The sequence below is a fragment of the Tardiphaga sp. 619_E2_N8_4 genome, assembly GCF_051810905.1.
Classification (GTDB): Bacteria; Pseudomonadota; Alphaproteobacteria; order Rhizobiales; family Xanthobacteraceae; genus Tardiphaga; species Tardiphaga robiniae.
Window position 1 is genome coordinate 4,504,772 of the sequence record NZ_JBPWQJ010000001.1, and the last position, 22,006, is coordinate 4,526,777.

Annotated in this window: 21 protein-coding genes; 4 read left to right on the forward strand and 17 right to left on the reverse strand. The window is 62.0% G+C overall.

Translation table 11 applies throughout. The annotated features are described in order from the left end of the window. The first annotated feature begins 88 nt into the window (after window positions 1–88). Window positions 89–436: an iron-sulfur cluster insertion protein ErpA gene (erpA, locus tag AB8A23_RS21665; protein WP_093758714.1), complete on the forward strand. Its 348-nt coding sequence runs from the start codon at window positions 89–91 to the stop codon at window positions 434–436. 26 nt (window positions 437–462) lie between these two features. On the opposite strand, the gene AB8A23_RS21670 is transcribed toward erpA, so the two are convergent. Genes AB8A23_RS21670 through AB8A23_RS21680 form a run of 3 tightly spaced genes read right to left on the reverse strand, consistent with a single transcriptional unit; the run spans window position 463 to window position 5,577 of the window. Then, window positions 463–1,305, reverse strand: a complete 843-nt coding sequence (locus AB8A23_RS21670; protein WP_184516294.1) for an amidohydrolase family protein — start codon at window positions 1,303–1,305, stop codon at window positions 463–465. A 9-nt stretch (window positions 1,306–1,314) separates the two neighbouring features. Further along, entirely contained in the window at window positions 1,315–4,443 is a 3,129-nt protein-coding gene (locus tag AB8A23_RS21675) for an efflux RND transporter permease subunit (protein ID WP_092142516.1), read from the reverse strand. Between the two features lie 3 nt (window positions 4,444–4,446). Next, on the reverse strand, window positions 4,447–5,577 hold the full coding sequence (locus AB8A23_RS21680; RefSeq protein WP_089264722.1) for an efflux RND transporter periplasmic adaptor subunit: 1,131 nt from the start codon (window positions 5,575–5,577) through the stop codon (window positions 4,447–4,449). Between the two features lie 169 nt (window positions 5,578–5,746). Here AB8A23_RS21680 and xth point away from each other — a divergent pair, with 169 nt between their 5' ends. Beyond that, the gene (xth, locus tag AB8A23_RS21685) at window positions 5,747–6,538 is read left to right on the forward strand and encodes an exodeoxyribonuclease III (protein WP_093758717.1); all 792 of its coding nucleotides are present in this window, start codon (window positions 5,747–5,749) and stop codon (window positions 6,536–6,538) included. Window positions 6,539–6,760: 222 nt separating this feature from the next. Here xth and AB8A23_RS21690 read toward each other — a convergent pair whose 3' ends face one another. The 11 genes from AB8A23_RS21690 to AB8A23_RS21740 all read right to left on the reverse strand — a co-directional run bounded on the left by AB8A23_RS21690 (window position 6,761) and on the right by AB8A23_RS21740 (window position 16,219). Continuing rightward, the gene (locus AB8A23_RS21690; RefSeq protein ID WP_093758718.1) at window positions 6,761–7,573 is read right to left on the reverse strand and encodes a tetratricopeptide repeat protein; all 813 of its coding nucleotides are present in this window, start codon (window positions 7,571–7,573) and stop codon (window positions 6,761–6,763) included. Next, window positions 7,560–8,240, reverse strand: a complete 681-nt coding sequence (locus tag AB8A23_RS21695; protein ID WP_439058257.1) for a hypothetical protein — start codon at window positions 8,238–8,240, stop codon at window positions 7,560–7,562. Before AB8A23_RS21695 ends, AB8A23_RS21690 begins: the two co-directional genes overlap by 14 nt. 289 nt (window positions 8,241–8,529) lie before the next feature. Continuing rightward, window positions 8,530–8,775: a hypothetical protein gene (locus AB8A23_RS21700; RefSeq protein ID WP_120289930.1), complete on the reverse strand. Its 246-nt coding sequence runs from the start codon at window positions 8,773–8,775 to the stop codon at window positions 8,530–8,532. 163 nt (window positions 8,776–8,938) lie between these two features. Beyond that, a complete protein-coding gene (lpdA, locus tag AB8A23_RS21705) occupies window positions 8,939–10,360 on the reverse strand; it encodes a dihydrolipoyl dehydrogenase (RefSeq protein ID WP_439058256.1) in 1,422 nt (473 codons plus the stop codon). Window positions 10,361–10,407: 47 nt separating this feature from the next. After that, window positions 10,408–10,839: a hypothetical protein gene (locus AB8A23_RS21710; RefSeq protein ID WP_175367052.1), complete on the reverse strand. Its 432-nt coding sequence runs from the start codon at window positions 10,837–10,839 to the stop codon at window positions 10,408–10,410. A 22-nt stretch (window positions 10,840–10,861) separates the two neighbouring features. Next, entirely contained in the window at window positions 10,862–12,229 is a 1,368-nt protein-coding gene (locus AB8A23_RS21715) for a pyruvate dehydrogenase complex dihydrolipoamide acetyltransferase (RefSeq protein ID WP_439058255.1), read from the reverse strand. A 2-nt stretch (window positions 12,230–12,231) separates the two neighbouring features. Continuing rightward, window positions 12,232–12,537, reverse strand: coding sequence for a DUF5076 domain-containing protein (locus tag AB8A23_RS21720; protein ID WP_068730814.1), 306 nt, complete (start codon window positions 12,535–12,537; stop codon window positions 12,232–12,234). Between the two features lie 3 nt (window positions 12,538–12,540). Beyond that, on the reverse strand, window positions 12,541–13,941 hold the full coding sequence (locus tag AB8A23_RS21725; RefSeq protein WP_439058254.1) for a pyruvate dehydrogenase complex E1 component subunit beta: 1,401 nt from the start codon (window positions 13,939–13,941) through the stop codon (window positions 12,541–12,543). 32 nt (window positions 13,942–13,973) lie between these two features. Beyond that, on the reverse strand, window positions 13,974–15,005 hold the full coding sequence (pdhA, locus tag AB8A23_RS21730) for a pyruvate dehydrogenase (acetyl-transferring) E1 component subunit alpha (RefSeq protein WP_068730816.1): 1,032 nt from the start codon (window positions 15,003–15,005) through the stop codon (window positions 13,974–13,976). 274 nt (window positions 15,006–15,279) lie between these two features. Then, on the reverse strand, window positions 15,280–15,597 hold the full coding sequence (locus tag AB8A23_RS21735) for an FtsB family cell division protein (RefSeq protein WP_068730817.1): 318 nt from the start codon (window positions 15,595–15,597) through the stop codon (window positions 15,280–15,282). 67 nt (window positions 15,598–15,664) lie between these two features. Further along, window positions 15,665–16,219: an NADPH-dependent FMN reductase gene (locus tag AB8A23_RS21740; RefSeq protein ID WP_089264500.1), complete on the reverse strand. Its 555-nt coding sequence runs from the start codon at window positions 16,217–16,219 to the stop codon at window positions 15,665–15,667. 325 nt (window positions 16,220–16,544) lie between these two features. Between AB8A23_RS21740 and AB8A23_RS21745 the strand changes: the two genes are divergently transcribed. Further along, window positions 16,545–18,299 carry a caspase family protein gene (locus AB8A23_RS21745; protein ID WP_439058253.1) on the forward strand — a complete coding sequence of 585 codons (1,755 nt, stop codon included), beginning with the start codon at window positions 16,545–16,547 and terminating at the stop codon, window positions 18,297–18,299. Window positions 18,300–18,369: 70 nt separating this feature from the next. After that, the gene (locus AB8A23_RS21750) at window positions 18,370–18,981 is read left to right on the forward strand and encodes a LysE family translocator (protein ID WP_439058252.1); all 612 of its coding nucleotides are present in this window, start codon (window positions 18,370–18,372) and stop codon (window positions 18,979–18,981) included. Between the two features lie 5 nt (window positions 18,982–18,986). On the opposite strand, the gene AB8A23_RS21755 is transcribed toward AB8A23_RS21750, so the two are convergent. From AB8A23_RS21755 to AB8A23_RS21765, 3 genes are read right to left on the reverse strand one after another with little or no spacing between them, the layout of a single operon-like run. Next, a complete protein-coding gene (locus tag AB8A23_RS21755; protein ID WP_120289940.1) occupies window positions 18,987–20,228 on the reverse strand; it encodes an MFS transporter in 1,242 nt (413 codons plus the stop codon). Next, window positions 20,225–21,361 carry a zinc-binding dehydrogenase gene (locus AB8A23_RS21760; RefSeq protein ID WP_439058251.1) on the reverse strand — a complete coding sequence of 379 codons (1,137 nt, stop codon included), beginning with the start codon at window positions 21,359–21,361 and terminating at the stop codon, window positions 20,225–20,227. Before AB8A23_RS21760 ends, AB8A23_RS21755 begins: the two co-directional genes overlap by 4 nt. A 39-nt stretch (window positions 21,362–21,400) precedes the next feature. Continuing rightward, window positions 21,401–21,988: a protein-S-isoprenylcysteine O-methyltransferase gene (locus AB8A23_RS21765; RefSeq protein ID WP_439058250.1), complete on the reverse strand. Its 588-nt coding sequence runs from the start codon at window positions 21,986–21,988 to the stop codon at window positions 21,401–21,403. Window positions 21,989–22,006 lie beyond the last annotated feature (18 nt).

The following is a 22,006-nucleotide window of genomic DNA, read 5'->3' on the forward strand; positions in this document are numbered from 1 at the left end:
CTTGATCCAATTGATTCCTGAGCCTGCCGCACTTAACTATGGGGAGCGGCAGATTCAAATGGTTCGAATCCTGCCCGGAGAGCCAGATATGACCGACACTGCAGTCACCGAGGCCCCCCTCACCGTCAGCGCGCGTGCTGCGCGCCGGATCGGCGAGATCCTCAAGACCGAAGGCAACGGCGCCATGCTCCGCGTGTCGGTTGAAGGCGGCGGCTGCTCCGGCTTCCAGTACAAGTTCGACGTTGAGCGCGCCAAGGCGGACGACGACATCCTGATCGAACGTGACAGCGCCGTGGTGCTGGTCGACCCCTCCTCAGCACCGTTCCTGGCCGGCTCCGAACTCGACTTCGTCGATGACCTGATCGGCGCCTCGTTCCGCGTCGTCAATCCGAACGCGACGGCGTCCTGCGGCTGCGGGACCAGCTTCTCGATCTGACCTCTATTCGGCTCATTTAGATCGGTCTATTTCTCGGCGAACAGCGCCCGGGCATTGCCGTGCGCGATCTGCCTGGCGACCGCCGGCGGCAGTTGCGCCAGCCAGGCACGATAGCCATCCATAATGTCGCCATAGCTCGCCCAGCGTTCCGGCACCCAGGTGTCGGAGCCCAGCAGGAAGCGATCGGGGTAGCGCTCAAACAGCACGCGCCATTGCGGCGTCAGTCTGCCTGATCCATCCACGATGCCGCTGCGATAGGATAACTCACCCCAGAGCTTTGGATATTTTACCAGCATCGCCGCAACCCGATCCGGCGCGAGGCTAAAGCCGGTATGCGCCCAGATGATCTGCGCGCGCGGATTATGCCGCATCAGGATTTCGACGGCCTCATCGTCCGCATGTGCGTGCAGATAGAGATTGTTGGCGACCGCGAAGTCGACGGTCTTCTTGACCATCTCGGTATCGGCCGCCTTGCCGGTCAGATGGAATTCGCCGACACCGCGATAGTAGCCGCGCTTGAACTCCTCCTGCACGAGATCGAAGATTACGGGATCGTTGAACCAGCTGCCGATATCGGCGCGCACGCGATACGGCCGGATGAACGGCACGACCTGCAGATCGCCTGCCTTGCCGCTGGCCTTGCCGTCCATCAGCACATGGGTGCCGGTGTTCGGGCGGCTGGTGGCGAGAATGCCGGTGACGCGATTCTTCCTGAAAACCTCTAGCACTTCGTCGGGCTGGTAATACGGCTTCGGCTCCCAGTTGTAATGCATATGGGCGTCGAAGATTTCGATCCGATCGTCGGCACGGACCGGCGCGACAACGAGTGCGGCCAGCAAGGCGGCCGCAGTGAGTGTTCTCACCAGCATTAAGACACCCTATTCCGCCGCCACGACGCGGGGACGATCGTCGTGGTCTTCTTCGTCGAGCTGCGGCTGCAGCTTGCGCTTCAGCTTGCGGTCGATGCGATCGAGATAGATGTAGATGACCGGCGTGATGAACAGCGTCAGCAATTGCGAGACACACAGACCGCCGACCACCGCGACGCCAAGTGGCTGACGCAATTCGGCGCCGGCACCGGCACCGAGCGCGATCGGCAGCGTGCCGAAGATGGCCGCGAAAGTGGTCATCATGATCGGGCGGAAACGCAGCAGCGCGGCTTCGCGGATCGCGTGTTCGGCCGACAGGCCGACGCGGCGACGCTCGAGTGCGAAGTCGACCATCATGATCGCGTTCTTCTTGACGATGCCGACCAGCATGACGATGCCGATCATGGCAATGACCGACATTTCCATCTTGAACAGCATCAAGGTCAGGATCGCGCCGATACCCGCGGATGGCAGGCCGGAGATGATCGTGATCGGATGGATGAAGCTCTCATAGAGGATGCCGAGGATCACGAAAGCTGCGAATACGGCAGCCAGGATCAGCACGCCCTGCCCGCGCAACGAATCCTGGAACACCTGCGCCGTGCCTGAGAAGCCGGTGGCGATGGTCACCGGCAGTTTGGAATCCGCCTCGATTTGCGTGATCTGGTCTACCGCATAGCCCAGCGAATAGCCGGGCACCAAGTTGAACGAGATCGTCACCGCCGGCTGCTGACCCTGATGGTTGATCTGCAGCGGCCCGACCGTTGGCACCAGACGCGCGACCGCGCTCAGCGGAATGGTCTGATTGTTCGACGTCTTCATATAGAGCTTGGAGAGGTCGCTCGGATCGATCCGGAACTGCGGCTGTGCTTCCAGAATGATCTGATAGTCGTTGGTCGGCATATAGATGGTGCCGACCTGACGCGAGCCGAACGCATTATAGAGCTGGTTACGAACCTGATCGACGGTGACGCCGTAGACCGCCGCCTTTTCGCGGTCGATATCGACCGTCATCTGCGGGTTCTTGATGTAGAGGTCGGTGGTCACATCGAGCAGGCCCGGCACCTTGGCGATGCGGTCGCGCATCTCCGGCGATACGCGATACAGCGTGTCGGTGTCGCTGCCCTGAAGCACGTATTGATACTGGCTCTTCGACGGTCGGCCGCCGATGTTCAGATTCTGGATGCTCTGGAAGAAGGCCTGCAAGCCAGGAACGGCCAACGACTTCTGGCGCAGCCGCGTCATCACCACCTGTGCGGGATCACGATCCTGGCGCGGTTTCAGCGCAACGAACAGACGACCGTAATTCGCCGTCGCATTCGGACCGCCGGAGCCCACGGTGCTGTTGATGTATTCGACGGCAGGATCGGATTTCAGCAGATCGGCGAGCGCCTGCTGCCGCGCACTCATCGCTTCGAAGGACGTATCGGTTGCGGCTTCGGTCGTACCGGTCAGGAACCCGGTATCCTCCTGCGGGAAGAAGCCCTTTGGTACGATGTTGTAGAGATAAACGGTGCCGCCGAGGGTCGCGAGTGTCACCACCAGCATGATGCCCTTGTGTGCCAGTACGCGATCGAGCGCCCATTCGTAACCGCGCAGCCAAGCCGCAAATATGCGCTCGAAACCGCGCAGGATGAAATTTTCCTTGTGCTCGGGATTGTGCGCCTTGAGCACGCGCGCGCAGAGCATAGGCGTCAGCGTCAGCGACACGAAGCCGGAGACGATGATCGCCACCGCGATCGTCACCGCGAATTCACGGAACACGCGGCCGACAATGCCGCCCATCAGCAGCACGGGAATGAACACCGCGATCAGCGAGAAGGTGATCGAGACGATGGTGAAACCGATTTCGCGCGCGCCCTTCAGGGCCGCATCGAACGGCTTCATGCCGAGTTCGATGTGCCGGACGATATTCTCCAGCATGACGATGGCGTCGTCGACCACGAAGCCCACGGAAAGGGTCAACGCCAGCAGCGTCATGTTGTTGATGGAGTAGTCCAGCATATACATCGCGGCGCATGTGCCGAAAATCGAGATCGGCACCGCCAGTGCGGGAATCAAGGTCGCTGAGGCTGAGCGCAGGAACAGGAAGATCACGAAGATCACCAGCACTACGGCGATCAGCAATGTCTCCTCGACGTCGGCGACGGCTTCGCGGACCGAGATCGAGCGGTCCATCATCATATTGACTTCGACCGATGGCGGCAATTGCGCACGCAGCGACGGCAACTTGGCGCGGACGCCGTCAACCACAGCGACCGTGTTGGCGTCGGGTTGCTTCTGGATCGCCAGCACGATGGCGCGCTCGCCATTCAACCAGGTCGCGACCTTGTCGTTTTCGACGGCGTCATAGATCTTGGCGACTTCGTTCAGCTTGACCGGCGAGCCGTTGCGCCATGCAACAACGACCTGGCCATAGTCGGCGGCCTTGGACATCTGTCCGGATGCCTGCAGCGAGATGTCCTGCTTCGGTCCGTTCAGAGTTCCGACCGGCGTCGAGGAGTTCGCACGTGACACCGCCGTACGGATATCTTCCAGCGACAACCCGCGAGCCGCCGCAGCTTCGGGATCGGCCTGGACGCGAATGGCGAATTTCTGCGTGCCGTAGATCAGCACCTGCGCCACGCCGGGAATCTGCGACAGCGCCTGCCCGATGGTGATATCGCCAAATTCGTTGACGGCCGAGAGCGGCAGCGTCGATGAACTCAGCGCAATGAACAGCACCGGGAAATCGCCGGGGTTCACCTTGCGGAAACTCGGCGGGATCGTCATTTCGATCGGCAACCGGCGCTGTGCGATCGTCAGCGCAGTCTGCACGTCCAGCGCCGCCGCATCGATATTGCGGTTAAGATCGAACTGAATGATGATCTGGGTCGTTCCCTGCGATGAGCTCGACGACATCGAAGAGATACCAGCGATGGTCGAGAGCTGACGCTCGATGATGCCGGCGACCGAGGCCGCCATCGTGTCGGCGCTGGCGCCTGGCAGGGTCGCCGTCACCGCGATGGTCGGAAAGTCCACTTTCGGAAGCGCCGACACCGGCAGCAGCCGGAAACCGAAAATGCCAAACGCGATGATCGTCGCCGTGATGAGCGTGGTCATCACAGGGCGACGGATGCAGAGCTCCGAGAGGGTCATGTTTTATGCCCCGGCCTTGCGGGCCCGGGCTTCGACCCGTGTGCCTTGTGTCAGCAAGAGCTGGCCGTCAACGACGACGTCCTCATCCCCTTTTAAACCCGACGAGATCACCGAAATCCCCTGGAAGGTCCGATCGACTTCGACAGGCTGAACACGGGCGACGCCGTCCTTCACCATGAAGACGAAGTTCCCGGTCTGGCTGCGCTGCACGGCCACGGTGGGCACAACAACGCCGTCCTCGGTGCGCACGATCAACTTGGTCTGTACCAGAATGCCCGGCCACAGGGTTTCGTTCGGATTGCTCATGATGCCGCGCACAGTGACCATGCCGGTGGTGGAATCCACAGTGTTTTCCACCATCGCCACCTTGCCGGTTTCAGAACGGCCGCTGTTCGGGATGGTCGCAATGACCGAGGTCGATCCCGCCGCCATCGCTTCGCGCAGATCGCCAAGCACACGCTGCGGAATGGCGAAGGACACATAGACCGGAGCCATCTGATTGATGGTGGCGAGCGGCGCCGTATCGGCCGGGCGCACGAAATTGCCGACCTTCACATTGGCTGCACTGATCCGGCCGGAGAACGGCGCGCGGATGATGGTGTAGCTCTTCTGGACCTTGAGATTGTCGAGCGCCGACTGATCGGCCCGGATGGTTCCGGCCAGGATGTCGGATTGGGTCTTGGCATTGTCGACGCTGACCTGCGTAGTCGCGCCCTTGCCGATCAGATCCGTAAAGCGCCGCACGTCGCGTTCCGCACCGGCCAGTTGGGCCTGATCGCGGGCCAGCGTGCCTTCGGCCTGCTCGATCTGGGCATCAATCTGCCGCGAATCGAGGGTGAACAGCAGATCGCCTTCCTTGACCTTGGCGCCGTCTTCAAAATGCACCGAGGTGATGGTGGTTTCCACCCGCGACTTGAGCGCGACACTTGAAATCGGCGTTACTGTACCGATCGAATCGACATCGACCGGAACCGGTTTGCGTTCCGCCTTGGCAATCTCGACCGCAACGATCCGCGCGCGCTGCGGGGCCTGTGCATTGGTGTTGCCACCGGTCCACGAGGAGCGCGTCGTGTAGGCCGCAACCGCGGCAGCGCCGACGAGAACGAGTAGAGCGATCGATGTGCGTTTCTTCATATGGTCCATGTCACCTGGTACAGAAGATCGGGTCGCCCCCGTTTCCCGCCCATGGCAGCTTTAAAGACAGCGTCTGTGCGCTTTAGGCTTAAAGCTTATCATGTTGGCAGGGATGATGGTATGCCACGTTGACGTATTTTTGCCATTGTTGTTACCGGAATCCCATCAGATGAGAATTGCCACCTGGAATGTGAATTCTGTCCGCCAGCGGCTGGACCATCTGGTGACGTGGCTTCGCGACTGCTCACCGGACATCGTCTGCCTGCAGGAGATCAAATGCCTCGATGAGGCGTTTCCGCGCGAGCCCATCGAGGCGCTCGGCTACAATGTCGTCACCCACGGCCAGAAGACGTTCAACGGCGTCGCCCTGCTCTCGAAATATCCGCTGGAGGAAGCCACGCCCCGGCTGGCGGGCGATGACGAGGATCTTCATGCCCGCTTCATCGAAGGCGTAGTGTCGCTGAAATCCGGGGTGGTCAGAGTTGCCTGCCTGTATCTGCCGAACGGCAATCCGGTCGACACCGAGAAGTATCCCTACAAGCTGAAATGGATGTCGCGACTACAGGAATTCACCAAGCTGCGGCTGAAGACCGAGGAGCCGTTGATTCTCGCCGGCGACTTCAACGTCATCCCGGCGGCGGCCGACGCCTATAATCCGGCGGCCTGGATCAATGACGCGCTGTTCAAGCCGGAAACCCGCGCGAGCTTCCAAACCCTGCTCGGATTGGGGATGACCGACGCCCTGCGCGCCGTCACCGATGAGCCCGGCCAGTACACGTTCTGGGATTATCAGGCCGGCGCCTGGCAGAAGAACTGGGGCATCCGCATCGACCACCTGCTGCTATCGCCGCAGGCCAGCGACAAGCTGATCGACGTCGGGATCGACAAATATGTGCGCGCCTGGGAGAAGCCGAGCGATCACGTGCCGGTGTGGGTCGATCTGGATCTTGAAGCGGCGTAAAGGCCGGTCGCCAAGCGCTCCCCAAACACAAACCGTCATCGCCCGGCTTGACCGGGCGATCCAGCAAACGCCCGGGGCAATGTTCCGAGGCGGCGCCTGACGCGAGCACTCGTTGATAATAATGAAGGCCGGCGATTACTGGGTCACCCGGTCAAGCCGGGTGACGACAGTCGAGTGTGAGGTAATCGCGCTCGGAAACGGTCGCTTAGTCCGGGACAACCCTCAGTCCCGTTTGCCGGACACCCAGTGTTCAAGCATCTGCAGCGCCATCGCACGGTCGTCTTCGGAGGCCTTGGCGATGGCCTTGTTGTAGCTGTCGCGGATCCAGGTGTCGTCCGGGCCGGCATTGTCACGGGCCAGCGTCAGCCACATCAGGCCGCGCGCCATCTGCCGTGGCAGCGATTCACCGTTGAACAGCATCTGGCCGAGCAACGCCTGCGCCTGGTGCTGGCCCTTCTGCGCAGCAAGGCCCAGCCAGCGGGCGCCATACTTGGTGTCGCGCGGGGTACCGATGCCCTTCAGATACAGCCGGGCCAGATCGTATTGCGCATCGGCATTGCCGAAATAGGATGCGGCGTAGGAGAACATCTCACGTGCGCGTTCAGTGTCGGCCTTGATCTTCGAATTCGGGATACCGTCGAGGTAGTAGCGACCGAGCGCCACGAAGGCGTTGGCGACGATGGTCGCCTGCGGCGCGGACGGCGAGTCCTCCGCATGGGCATTGGCGATACGGCTGAAATATTCGAAGGCGCGCAGATCGTCCTGTGCCACACCGTTACCGTCGGCATACATCCGGCCGAGCTTCCACTGGGCAATCGGATGACCGCCTTCGGCGGCATACTGAAGAGCGGTCAGCGAGGTATCGGGCTTGGCGGACTTCTTCAAGACCGGCGCAGCACCGGGAATGGTCGTTACAACCGGCAGGGCTGCGTCGCTGCTGCCAACGGGCGCACCATCAAAGGCAAACGCCGGCGCGGCCACTGACGCGGCACCCAAAGCAAACGCTACAAAAATGGTACGCTCAACTATCCGCATAACAGTATTTCTCGTGGGCCCGGCCGGTTTGGGTCACGGCGCAACCAATGGCCGATCCAACCTGCTGGGCATATGTCCACAGCGTCCCTGACATATGGTTAGTCGCGCGACGCTTCCGTTTGGTCGGGTGCGCGGCCAATTCTTTGTCCGTCAATTTTACGTTAAGGCAGCCCTCACCGGTTTCGCGCCCGATGGTGCTACCGCCCATCGATTGGAAGGTGTCAGGAGCCAGATTCCCCTTCGATCCGACTGCGTCACCGCCAATGGCGATTGGCTTGTCGGCAGAACGAATGACGTCCTGATGGGAATTCCGCGTCACGGGCTTCATTTTCTCCGCGATCATCTGCCCCGTCGCAGTGAGGCACGCTCCCCGCGACCGGCTGTGATCGAGCAATGTCGTCTTCAGCAACGGTATGTCAGCAACTTCCAATATGTCTTTGGCGACATAACGGCTCAGCCGCTTCAAATCGGTGCCATATGGTGTCTTTTTGAAGATTTCGACAGCACGAGATTCTTCCGCGCGCAGCACTTGGCCGGCAACGGGCTGTTCGCCTTGTGACATAGCCAGACTCATCGCGGACGGGAGCGCGCCACGCAACGCCAGCTCCCGGCCCTCCGTCATATGACGGCTCGGCAAATGCGACTTGATGTTCGTCTTGACGTCCATCGCGAACCTGGTTTCTCAGGCCGCTTCGGCGATCCGGGACAGTCCCACTGACATCCCGTCGATCTTCGAAGCGCTCCAGCCTTCTGGCTGTCGAGAAATGATTTCACGAAGGCGTGTGGCCAAATAGCGGCGGTTGCAATACCCACAGCACGACAGGGTTAAATCTTGAGGGACTGTGGCAACCAAGCAACATTTGTGGCGCACCGGCAACCCTTTTGAGCGAGGCTAGAATCGCTGCCGCGTTACCGGAAAGTCAGCGCAAGGCCGACTTTTCCATCCGTTGCCGATCTCAACGTCCGGCGGGCGCCGAGGTGGCACCACCGTAGACCAGCCCGGGATAAACACCGCGGACGAGCACGGGATCACGGCCCCAGCCCGGGTAATAGGCGAAGGCATCGCGTGAGTCGCCATAGGTTGTGACGGCCTGCGGTTGTGCATGCCGGTGTGCAGAGCGCTGCTCTGACGCAGTGGCGGCACCGGACATTATCAGAGCAATGAGGGCCGAAGCCGCGGCAGTGGTGATCGTTGTTTTCATGAAAAGCTCCCTGAATTTAGCGTCACTCGGAAATGACAGCACTTTGCGCCTTGGACGCATTCGCATCTGACCTTGACGGCAGATAACGTCGGGAGACCGGAACGTAAGCCCGCCGCAACTTCACGATGCGGCGATCAAAATTATCGATCGGAAATGCTTCCGACTACGTATTCAGCACGCGCCCATAGGCGTCGAGCACGGCTTCCTTCATCGTCTCCGAGATGGTCGGATGCGGGAAGATGGTGTGGAAGAGTTCCTCTTCCGTGGTCTCCAGATTCATAGCGACCACAAAGCCCTGGATCATCTCGACGACCTCAGCGCCGACCATATGGGCGCCGAGCAGCTGGCCAGTCTTCTTGTCGAAGATCACCTTCACCATGCCCTGGTCCTCGCCCTGGGCGATGGCCTTGCCATTGGCGACGAAGGGGAAGCGGCCGACGCGGATGTCCTTGCCGGCTTCCTTGGCCTTGGCTTCGGTGAGACCGACCGAGGCCACCTGCGGGTGACAATAGGTACAGCCCGGGATCAGCGACTTGTCCATTGCATGCGGGTTCATCCCCTTGATCGCCTCGACGCAGATCACGCCCTCATGCTCGGCCTTGTGGGCCAGCATCGGCGGACCGGCGACGTCGCCGATGGCATAGATGCCGGGCACATTGGTCTTGCCGTATTTGTCGATCACGATACAGCCGCGCTCGGTCTTCACGCCGAGCTTCTCGAGGCCAAAGCCTTCGATATTGCCGACCACACCGACCGCCGAGACGACGCGATCGACGGTGAGTTGCTGGGTAGCCCCCTTGCCATCCTCGATGGTCACGGTGACCGAATCCGACTTCTTGTCGAGCTTGGTTACCTTCGCGCCGGACATGATCTTGATGCCCTGCTTCTCGAACTGTTTGCGGGCGAAACCCGCGATCTCGGCGTCTTCCACCGGCAGGATCTGCGGCAGCACCTCGACCACAGTCACGTCGGCGCCCATGGTCTTGTAGAACGACGCGAATTCGATGCCGATGGCGCCGGAGCCGACCACCAGCAGCGACTTCGGCATCTTGTCGGGGTTCATCGCCTCGAAATAGGTCCAGACCAGCTTCTTGTCGGGCTCGAGGCCCGGCAGCACGCGCGGCCGAGCGCCTGTGGCGACGATGATATGCTTCGCAGTGTAGCTGCCCGCACCGATCGCGCCCTTGGGTGCTGCGGCTTCCGTCTTCTTGACAGTGAACTTGCCCGGCGCATCCAGGGTCGCTTCACCCCAGATGACCGAGATCTTGTTCTTGTTCATCAGGTATTCGACGCCGCCGCTGAGGCGCTTCACGACGCCGCGCGAGCGCGCGATCACGGCCTTGATGTCGAACGTCACGTTGTCCGCCGACAGGCCATAATCCTTGGCATGCTGCATGTAGTGATAGATTTCCGCCGAGCGCAGCAGCGCCTTGGTCGGGATACAGCCCCAGTTATTGCAGATGCCGCCGAGATAGGCCTTCTCGACGATCGCCGTCTTGAAGCCGAGCTGTGCGGCGCGGATCGCCGTCACGTAACCGCCGGGACCGGAACCGATCACGACGACGTCAAAAGATGTATCGGCCATTGTGGCTCCCGTTCAACTCAAACACGCGTTGCCGCGCTTGCGGCGATTCAAGATATTGCTTCCCGTTCGGCCTCGCGCAAACGCAGGTAACGCCGCAGCATTAGCCATTGCACGATGACGACGACCCAGTACGAGACCGACATCTGTACTGCATCGATGAGGTCGCCCGCATTTGGAGACCGCCCCGAATTTGCATCCGACGCCATCCCGAGCGCGATCACAAACACCGCCACCAGTACCAACACCAACATCGCGAGCTTCAACGCGCGTTCGCGATGCTTGCCAGGTGCCGCGATACCAAAACCAATCATTGCGAGCAGCACGTATCCGGGCACGAACAACAGCCGGTAGGCTTCGCCCATACCGCAACCGGCTTTGTCGCTGTAACAAGGCATGATCGACGAGGCCGCTGACGTAACCGCCACTCCGCAAATCAGCGAGATAAAACCCGCCAGCAAGACCATGCCGAACAACTTCATCGACTTGTCCCGTGACGCCGCGTCACACCACCATCATCACTGGATTTTCGATCAGCTTCTTGAACGCCGTGATCAGTTCCGCGCCGAGCGCGCCGTCGATGGCGCGGTGGTCGCAGGACAGGGTCACGCTCATGATGGTTGCAGCGACGATCTGGCCGTTGCGCACCACGGCCCGTTCCTCGCCCGTGCCAACCGCAAGGATCGACGACTGCGGCGGATTGATCACCGCCGTGAAGTCCTTGATGCCGAACATGCCGAGATTGGACACGGATGACGCACCGCCCTGGTATTCGTTGGGCTTGAGCTTCTTGGCCTTGGCGCGCGCGGCCAATTCCTTCATCTCGTTGGAGATTGCCGAAATGGACTTGATCTCGGCCTGGCGGATGATCGGCGTGATCAGGCCGAACGGCAGCGCCACCGCGACGCCGATATCCGAATGCTTATGACGGAGCATCGCCGCTTCCGTCCACGACACGTTCGCTTCCGGAATCTTCTGCAGCGCGATGGCCATCGCCTTGATGACGAAATCGTTGACCGAGAGCTTGTAGAGCGGCTTGCCGTCCTTGTCCTTGCCGGCGGCAGCGTTGATCTCCTCGCGCGCGGAGGAGAGCTTGCCGAGATCGCAGTCGACGGTGAGATAGAAGGTCGGCATCGAGTTGGTCGCGGCGGTGAGACGCTGCGCAATCGTGCGGCGCATCGAGTCATGCGGCACGCTCTCGTAAGCGCCCTGCTCGTACAGCCCGAGAATCTGCTGATCGGACATTGCAGGCGCACCGATCGCTCCAGTTGCACCTGCGGGAGCGCCGGCAGCTGCGGCTGCTGGTTTGAGGCCCTGACCGGACTTCGCCTTCTCGACATCCGCAGCGACCACGCGACCATGCGGACCCGAGCCGTTGATGCGGCCGAGTTCGATGCCGGCGTCCTTGGCGAGACGACGCGCCAGCGGTGACGAAAATACGCGCACGCCATTGCTCTGTGCAGCGGCCGGCTGCGGAGCTGGCGTAGCGGCCGCTGCCGGTGCTTTCGCTGCGGAAGCAGCAGCCGGCGCAGGTGCAGCAGCTGCAGGCTTCGGCGCTGGAGCTTCGGCAGCAGGCGCGGGCTTCGGCTTGTCAGCCCCTGCCCCCGAACTCGCGGCCTTCACGTCCTCACCGTCGGCGGCGAGCACCGCGATGACGGCGTTCACAGCAACATCCTGCGTACCTTCCGCCACCAGGATCTTGGCGATGGTGCCTTCGTCGACGGCTTCGACTTCCATCGTCGCCTTGTCCGTCTCGATCTCCGCGATCACGTCGCCAGACTTGACCTTGTCGCCCTCCTTCTTGAGCCACTTGGCAAGGTTGCCCTTTTCCATGGTGGGCGACAGCGCAGGCATCAGAATGTTGATTGGCATTGTCAGTGACCTTGTTGCGACCGCGGCGTGGTGTTGCCCATGTCAGTCGGACGCGCGATTTCAGCTTCGAACATTTCGACGATGCGGTTCAGCGCCTCGTCCTCGGAATAGTTGGCCTCACGCGCATAGGCGCGTGCGGCATGGCGCGCGATATCGACCAGCAGGAGCCCCCACATGTCGGGCTCCTCGAAGGCACGCATGAAGGCGATGGACAGCCCGCCATCCAGCACGAATGCGCGCAACACCTCGGTGGCGTCCTCGCGGTCCATGACATCCGGCGGCAATGGCTGTTCCTTCGGACCTGCCATGGTTCACCGATAGCAGACGGCTTTGGCCGCAGCCACGACGTCAGCCACTGACGGCAGCGCCAGCTTTTCAAGATTGGCGGCGTAAGGCATCGGCACGTCCTTGCCCGACACGCGCGCCACCGGCGCATCGAGATAGTCGAAGGCGTGCTCCATGATACGTGCGGCGATTTCAGCTCCCACACCCGACTGTTGCCAGCCTTCTTCCACCGTCACGGCACGCGATGTTTTCTTCACGGACTCGATGATGGTGTCGGTGTCGAGCGGACGCAGCGTGCGCAGGTCGATGACCTCCGCCTCGATGCCTTCCTTGGCGAGTTCTTCGGCAGCCTTCAGGGCATAGGTCATGCCGTTCGACCACGAGATCAGCGTCACATCTTTGCCGACACGTGCGACCTTGGCCTTGCCAATCGGCACGATGTAGTCGTCGAGCTTCGGCACCTCGCCGGAATGCCCGTAAAGCATTTCGTTTTCGAGGAAGATCACCGGGTTCGGATCGCGGATTGCAGATTTGAGCAGGCCCTTGTAGTCGGCGGCGCTATAGGGCGCGACGACCTTCAGACCCGGGATCTGCGAATACCAGGCCGAGTAGTCCTGGCTGTGCTGCGCGCCAACGCGCGCCGCAGCGCCATTCGGGCCGCGGAACACGATCTGACAGGTCATCTGGCCGCCGGACATGTAGAGTGTCTTGGCAGCGGAGTTGATGATCTGGTCGATCGCCTGCATGGCGAAGTTGAAGGTCATGAATTCGACGATCGGCTTCAGGCCGGACATCGCCGCGCCGACGCCGACACCGGCGAAGCCGTGCTCGGTGATCGGCGTATCGATGACACGGCGTGCGCCGAATTCCTGCAGCAGGTTCTGGGTCACCTTGTAGGCGCCCTGATATTCGGCGACTTCCTCGCCCATGATGAAGACGTCTTCATCCCTGCGCATTTCCTCGGCCATCGCGTCGCGCAGCGCTTCGCGGATGGTCATGGTCACCATCTCGGTGCCTTCAGGAATTTCGGGATCGGGCTGGATCAAAGCCGTCGGAGCTGCTGGCGCTGTAGCCTCTTCCTGCGGAGCCGGAGCGGATTTGGCTTCCGCGGCAGGCGGCGCGGATTCTGCGGCCTTCTCCTGCTTCGCGGGGGCCGGTGCGCTCGCCGCGGCAGATGCGTCTTCGCCATCGGCGAGGATGGTCGCGATCGGCGTGTTGACCGCGACGTCGTTGGTCCCTTCCGGGATCAGGATCTTGCCGAGCGTCCCTTCATCGGTCGCTTCGACTTCCATCGTCGCCTTGTCTGTCTCGATTTCGGCAATCACATCGCCGGACTTGATCGTGTCGCCTTCCTTCTTGAGCCATTTGGAGAGGTTGCCTTTCTCCATGGTCGGGGACAGCGCGGGCATCAGAACTTGAATGGCCATTATAACTCCAGATCGGTCTTTAAGCCGCGCGCTTAGCGGTACACATCGGTGTAAAGTTCGGATGCATCGGGCTCAGGGTCCTGCTGCGCGAAATCCGCCGATGCGTTGACGATGTCACGCACCTCGGCGTCGATCGCCTTGAGGTCCTGCTCGGTCACGTCAGCGGCCAGCAGACGGTTGCGCACCTGCTCGATCGGGTCTTGATCGTGGCGAACTTTGTCTACTTCCTCGCGGGTCCGGTACTTGGCCGGATCGGACATCGAGTGGCCGCGATAGCGATAGGTCTGCATTTCCAGAATGAACGGACCCTTGCCGGCGCGGCACCAGGCGACCGCACGGTCACCGGCGGCCTTCACGGCGCGGACGTCCATGCCGTCGACCTGCTCGCCCGGAATGTTGAAGGAGATGCCGCGCTTGGAGAAGTCGGTCTGAGCCGAGGAGCGCGTCACCGAGGTACCCATGGCGTAGCGGTTGTTCTCGATGATGTAGATCACCGGGAGCTTCCACAGCTCCGCCATGTTAAAGCTCTCATAGACTTGGCCCTGGTTCGACGCGCCGTCGCCGAAGTAAGCGAGGCTGACGAGATCATTGCCGCGATAACGGTTGGCAAAAGCGAGACCCGTTCCGAGCGACACCTGCGCACCGACGATGCCATGGCCGCCATAGAAATTCTTCTCGCGGCTGAACATGTGCATGGAGCCACCCTTGCCCTTGGAGTAGCCGCCCTTGCGCCCCGTGAGCTCGGCCATGACGCCCTTGGCGTCCATGCCACAGGCCAGCATGTGACCGTGGTCGCGATAGCCGGTGATGACCTGATCGCCATCCTTCAATGCCATCTGCATGCCGACGACGATGGCTTCCTGACCGATATAGAGATGGCAGAAACCGCCGATCGCGCCCATGCCATAGAGCTGGCCAGCCTTCTCCTCGAAACGCCGGATCAGCAGCATGTCGCGAAGCGCGTGCATCTCCTGATCGCGGGTGAAATCTGGCGGCGATGACGGGGTTGCGCCATTGCTCGTTGCCTGCCCTGCGGGAGCGACGCTTTTCTTCGGTGCGGCCATGAAAATTCCGGATGCGAGAGTGAATGGCCCTTCCTACTCCAAGTGCTTGCGGCTTGAAAGGGATTGCGTCGCGCGGAATGCCACACGGTTGTTTCGCACTGCAGCGAAAGCGCGAAACTTTCGAAATCGAATTGGATCGGTTTTGTAATTTGAGGAATGAAAGCGCGTGTCGTGGTCACGTTGCCGTCACGATGAGCAGGCGCGAGCAATCCATAGCTTTGATGCAAAGCTGTGTTGCTTCATGCGAGGACGACTCGCCGCCGAAGAGAGAATCTTAGTTTGGCTTGATGACCTTCACGAGGTCGCGCGGATGCGCGTAGTCGAGCTGGTAGCGCGCGCGCTCGTCGAGCATGTCGGGATCGAGTCCACCAGATCGCAGCAACGCCACGCGCTGCTCGGCCTTGGTGCGTTCCTTCTTCAATTGTACCAGTTCGGAGGTCAGCGCGACGATCTCCTGGTCGAGCTCCTGGCGGGCGTTGAGGCCATATTTGCCGGTATAGGCATTGACCCCGAAATAGCTGATCATCATCGCCGCCAGTGCATAGAGCACGAGCCCGGTGAGGATCGATTTGAGGCGGGTATGCTTGACCATTCCCGAAAATGCGACGGCCCGGTTAAGGCGAACCTAACAACCGGGCCGCAACATGAATTTGCGCGGGTTATTTCTTCAGCTTGTCGACCCAGGCGGCGAAGGCGTCGATATAGGCCTGCAGCACCGGCCGGATCGATTCCTTGACGATCTCGCCCTGTTCGCTGAACGCGTCGCCGACGGCATTCAGATAGATTTCAGGCTGTTGCATGATGGGACCGACAATCCCCGGCAGGGTTTGGCGCAAGCTAAGGGCAGCACCCAGGCCACCGATCGGACCGGGCGAGCTAACCACGATGCCGGTGGGCTTGCCGAGGAACGAGCTCTTGCCATAGGGCCGCGAACCGACGTCGATGGCGTTTTTCAGAACACCCGAAACGGAGCGGTTATATTCCGGAGAGACGAACAGTACCGCATCCGAGGCCTGGATCGCTTCGCGGAACTTGACCCAGTCGGCCGGCGGCGCGGCTTCCAGGTCCTGATTGAAGAATGACAGCTCGTTCAGCGTGATGACGTTCAGCTTGAGCGAAGGCGGCGCCAGCTGGGCGAGTGCATTCGCAACCTTGAGCGAGAATGACTGTTTGCGGAGGCTGCCGACAATGACGGCAACGCTGTAGGTGGCCATGAGATATCCCCTGAATAACTGCTTCCAAAAAGCGCGGAGCGCATCTGGAACCTGTCACCTATCCCGGTAAAAGATGCAAGTGCATGGATTGTATTTGACGGCCGTAATCGTGCCGAACCGGCACGTCCGCCTCGCCCGCCCAAACACATCTTCGCTATGCTGATATCGCTCAAATGGATGACGCCCGGAGCGCCGCTGTGATCGAACCTTCGGAGAGTGCTGCGCGACAAACCACGTAAGACAAACCACGCACGCCAGTCCCGACTGATCTGCGACGTCTGGCCAGGCTGTTCAAATTCGACCGTCGCAATTTGCGGGGCTTCCGATGCGCAACCTCGGTCTTGTGGCTTCCGTAGTCTTCGCCTTGAGCTTGCTCAGTCAGTCGGCCTTAGCCGCCGACAAGCGCGTCGCACTGGTGATCGGCAATTCGGCCTACCAGAACGTCGTCAAGCTCGCCAATCCCGCCAACGATGCTGCAGCGATGACCGAGACCTTGAAGACCGCGAATTTCGACATTGTCGAAGCCCGACGGGATCTGAAGGCGACCGAGATGCGCCGGGCCTTGCGCGATTTCGCGGACAAGGCGCGCGATGCGGACGTTGCTCTGGTCTATTTCGCCGGCCACGGCATCGAGGTCGATGGCACCAATTACCTGATTCCGGTCGACGCGCTGCTGGAGCGCGACACCGATGTCTATGACGAGGCATTCTCGCTGGAACGCATCCTCGTCACCATCGAGCCAGCCAGGAAGCTGCGGCTGGTGATCCTCGATGCCTGCCGCGACAACCCCTTCGTCAAGAACATGAAGCGCACCACGGCATCCCGGGCGATCACCCGCGGCCTCGCCAAGGTGGAGCCGGCCAGCCCCAACACACTGATCGCCTATTCGGCCAAGGCCGGCTCGACGGCGCTGGATGGCGACAGTAAGAACAGCCCCTTCACGGCCGCGCTCGTCCGCCATATCGCGACGCCCGGCCTCGACCTGCGCAAGGCCTTTGGCTTCGTCCGCGATGACGTCATGAAGACCACCAGCAACCGCCAGGAACCCTATGTCTACGGTTCACTCGGCGGCGACGATGTGCCTTTGGTCCCGGTGGCTGCCGTCGCCACGTCGCCCGCCGTCAGTGTCCAGGCCGAAACCCGCCGCGACTACGAGCTGGCTTTGCAGTTGGCGACCAGAGACGGCTGGAACGCGTTCCTGACCCAGCACCCCGACGGCTTCTATGCGTCGCTGGCGAAATCCCAACTCGCGAAGCTCGCAGCCGAGGACGCCCATACCGCTGCTGCGGAGAAAGCCCGCCTCGCCGCTGAAGAGAAGGCCCGTCTGGCTGCCGAAGGCGCCAGGAAGGCCGAACAGACCAAGGCAGCGGCCGATGCCAAGGCCGCCGAGGATGCCCGGATCGCTGCCGAGAAACTCAAGACCGCCGAGCAGGAACGCGCTGCCGCCGGCGAGCGCGCCCGTGCGGCAGTGGAAGCCAGGGTCGATGCCGGCAAGCCGGACACGCCTGCCGCCGGACCGCAGTTGGCGACGCTCCCCGCCCCCACGGCCGATGTGCCCCGAACACCCGCGCCAGCCGATCTACCCCGTCAGGTCCAGGTCGAGCTTCAGCGGGTGGGCTGCCTGCAGGGATCAGTCGACAACTCATGGACTGTGGCTTCCCGCAAGTCGCTTGAGCGCTTCAATCGCTACGCCTCGACCAAGTTCGATGCCAAGGCGGCCAGCACCGATGCGCTCGAGGCGATCAAGGCCAAGTCTGCACGGGTCTGCCCGCTGGTCTGTGCGCATGGTTCAGAGGCGGACGGCGACCGCTGCGTGAAAATCGTATGCCGCGCCGGCACGTTCCTGAATGACGACAATGAATGTGAGAAGAAGCGCAACCGCAACGAGGCCAAACGCAACGCACCGCGCCGCGTGCGCGATGAGCTTGATCGCCCGCAAATTCAGGCCCGCTCGCCGCGCGCACAGCCGTCCGGCCAGATCGTCTGCGACAATGCCGGCTGCCGTCCGGTGCGTCCCGGCTGCCGCTTGGTGTCGCGCGACATGCGCATCGGCCTCACCAATGTCGAGGTGTGCAACTGACGACGTGCTTGCCTGACAGGATCGCAAGCGACATTCTGACGATCCAAGTTTGCAAGCCGGAGCCATCATCGTGACCATCGAATTTCTCATCACCTCGCTGATCGTGGTGGCGTCGCCGGGCACTGGCGCCCTTTACACACTGGCAACCGGATTTTCGCGCGGAGGCCGCAGCAGCGTCGTCGCCGCGTTCGGTTGCACGCTCGGCATCGTTCCGCATATGGCCGCCGCTATCCTCGGCCTCGCCGCGCTCTTACACACCAGCGCGCTGGCGTTTCAGGTGTTCAAATATGTCGGCGTCGCCTACCTGCTCTATATGGCCTGGAAGACGCTACAGGAGCATGGCACGCTGAAGGTCGAGACTGACGACAGCGCGCAGTCCGCGCTGCAGGTCACGACCACGGCGATCCTGATCAACATCCTCAATCCGAAACTGTCGATCTTCTTCCTCGCCTTCCTGCCGCAGTTCATCAGTGCTGACGAGGCGCATCCGCTGTCGCAGATGCTGCTGCTTAGCGCGGTATTCATGCTGATGACCTTCGTGGTGTTCGCGCTCTACGGCCTGTTCGCCGCGTCGATCCGCAACCACGTCATCACACGGCCACGGGTGCTGACCTGGATGCGACGCACTTTTGCCGGCGCGTTTGCCGCGCTCGGTGCCAAACTGGCCTTCGCCGAGCGCTGACGCCCCTACTCCAGCCGCTCGACATTGCGCAATGTCGGAAACAGCCGCATCCAGAGCAGCGCGATGGCGACAGTGCCGAGGCCGCCGATCAAGGCAGCGGGCACAGTGCCGAACAATGCGGCGGTGACGCCGCTCTCGAACTGGCCGAGCTGGTTTGAGGTATTGATGAACAGGTAGTTCACCGCGCCGACCCGGCCGCGCATGTCATCCGGGGTCGCGAGCTGCACCAGTGAGAAGCGGATCACTACGCTGACCGTATCGGCGGCGCCGAGCACGGCGAGTGCGGCCACCGACAACCACAACCATTGCGACACCGCGAACACCGCTGTCGCGAGGCCAAAGATGATGACAGCCTGGAACATCCGCATGCCGACCCGGCGATTGATCGACCAGCGCGTCAGCACGATGGTCGTCAGCAGCGCGCCGACCGCCGGCGCCGCGCGCATGAGGCCCAGGCCCCACGGACCGGTCTGCAGGATGTCGCGCGCATAGATCGGCAGCAGCGCGGTGGCGCCGCCGAGCAGCACCGCGAACAGATCGAGCGAAATGGTGCCGAGGATGGCGGGATTGCTGCGTACGAAGCCCACGCCGGCGAACAATGTCCGCAGCGACGGCGGATCCTTCACCGCGACCTCGCGCGCCAGTTTGATGGCGCTGTTGAGCGCGCCGCCGATCAGCCAGAATGCCGCCATCAGCACATAGGGCGTCGACGGCGACAGCGCGTACGCGATGCCGCCGAGCGCGGGGCCGCAAATCATCGCCACCTGAAACACGCCGGTGGAAAGTGCCGTCGCTTTTTGCAGGCGACCTTCCGGTACGACGCCGGGTAGCAGCGCCGAGCCGGCCGGCGCCTCGAACGCCGTCGCCGCGCCGATCACCACCAGCGCCACGAAAATCTGCGGCACCGTAATCCAACCGGCATAGGTGCCCCAGGCGAGCAGGATCGCTGTCAGCCCCTGCAGCGTCTGGCAGATCTGCACCACGCGGCGGCGGTCGTAGCGGTCGGCGATATGGCCGGCGACGAAGACCAGCGCCAGCATCGGCACGAATTGCGCGAGGCCGACCATGCCGAGCTGGAACGCGCTGCCGGTCAAATCATAGATCTGCCAGCCGACCGCGACAGCGGCAATCTGCGACGCGAAGCGCGAGAAGCTGCGCGACACCATGTAGTACAGATACGGCGGATGGCGCAGCAAGAGCCGCGCGCCATCCGTGACGACGCCGGCAGACTGATCGGCAAGTGTCATCCCGGCATGTTCGGATTGATCAGATACTTCTCGCCGGTGGCGCGCTTCGCATAGGCCCGGAGATTGTCGAGCTGCAACACGCCTTCGAGCGAAATCACCTTGGTGTAGTGGCTGGCGAAGGTAGTCTTGAGTTCGGCGACCACGCGGGCGCGGAGCCTGGCGGCATCGGCGGCACCGATCTTCTGCAGGAACGGAAACAGCAGCCAGCCGCCCATGCCCCAGGCCATCCCGGCGGGGACGAATTCGATCGGGCGGAGATCCAGCCGGCCATAGACGTAGACCTGCTTGTGGGTCGTCGAGCCATAGCGGCTGTAGACCTTCATCGCCTTGACGGCGGCGACTTCCATCGCCTGCAGTATCTGGCCCTGCAGCTTGCCGCCACCGGTGGCGTCGAAGGCCAGCGTGGCATTGGTGGCAATCAATGCGGCTGTCAGATCTTCCATGAAGGTCGGCGACGTCGAGTTGCAGACATATTTCGCGCCGATGCCGCGCAGCAGTTTCTCCTGCTCCTCGCTGCGAACGATGTTGACGAGATCGATGCCGTCCTTCTGGCAGATCTTGTTGAGCATCTGGCCGAGATTGGACGCGGCGGCCGTATGCACCAGCGCCGTGTGCCCTTCCCGCTTCATGGTCTCGACCATGCCGAGCGAGGTCAGCGGGTTGACGAAGCAGGATGCGCCCTCGGTGGCCGTCGTGCCCTCGGGCAGCGGCAGACATTCCTTGGCCTTGATGACGCGATACTGCGCATACATCGCGCCGCCGATCATCGCGACGGTCTTGCCGAGCAGCGCTTGCGCGGCCTCGGACGATCCGGCCTTCACCACCGTGCCGGCGCCCTCATTGCCGACCGCCATCGACTCGTCGAGACGGCCGCCCATCGCTTTCATATTGGCTTGCGGGACGGTCGCGGTGACAACCGAGGACGTGCCAGAGCCTGAAATTTTCACACTCGCCGGATCGGCGGCGCCGAGCAGGAGACCGAGATCCGACGGGTTGATCGGCGCGGCCTCGATGCGCACGACGACCTCGTCGGGGCCCGGCGCCGGGATTGCCACCTGCTGCAGCGAGATTTCCAGTTCTCCGCTGCTTTTGATGAGCGAGCGCAGTTCAAGTCCGGATGTGATGTCAGTCATGGTCGGTCCCCTCAATCTGTCCGGCGGTCTGGTGCCGCGTCAGTAGATGCCCGGAATGATACGCTTGGTTTCACGCATATAGGCCCGGTAGTCGTCGCCGAATGCCTCGATCAGCATCCGCTCTTCATAGTCGATGCGGGTGAAGAACAGGATCGCGATCGCGACCAGCCCGCCCAGCGCGGCCATGGCATTCGGCAGCAGGAATGCCTGCGCCAGTGCCCACAACCAGAACGAGGCATACATCGGATGGCGTATGCTGCGATAGACGCCGGCACGCACGATCTGGTGAGCCTCGCGGATTTCCAGACTGGCCGACCACTGCCGGCCGAGATCCTTGTGTGAGCGGCGAAACAGCCAGAGCGACAGCACATAGAGTGCGCCGCCGATCACGACCGCCACATAATTCAGCTGATAGTTCAGCGCGGCCGGCCAGCCGGTCACCAGCCAGATCAGCGGTACCACGAATAGGCCGATGGTGGCGATCGCCAGCAGGATGCGTTCACGGCTCCAGCCGACCGCACGCAGCGTCGCCGTGCGGCGGGCCTTGCGCGCATAAGGATAGCGAATGATGAACCAGGCGATCAGACCGATCGCCCAGACATATGTTCCAAGAAGTGACGCGGTCATTGTCGTCCGATCAGGCCA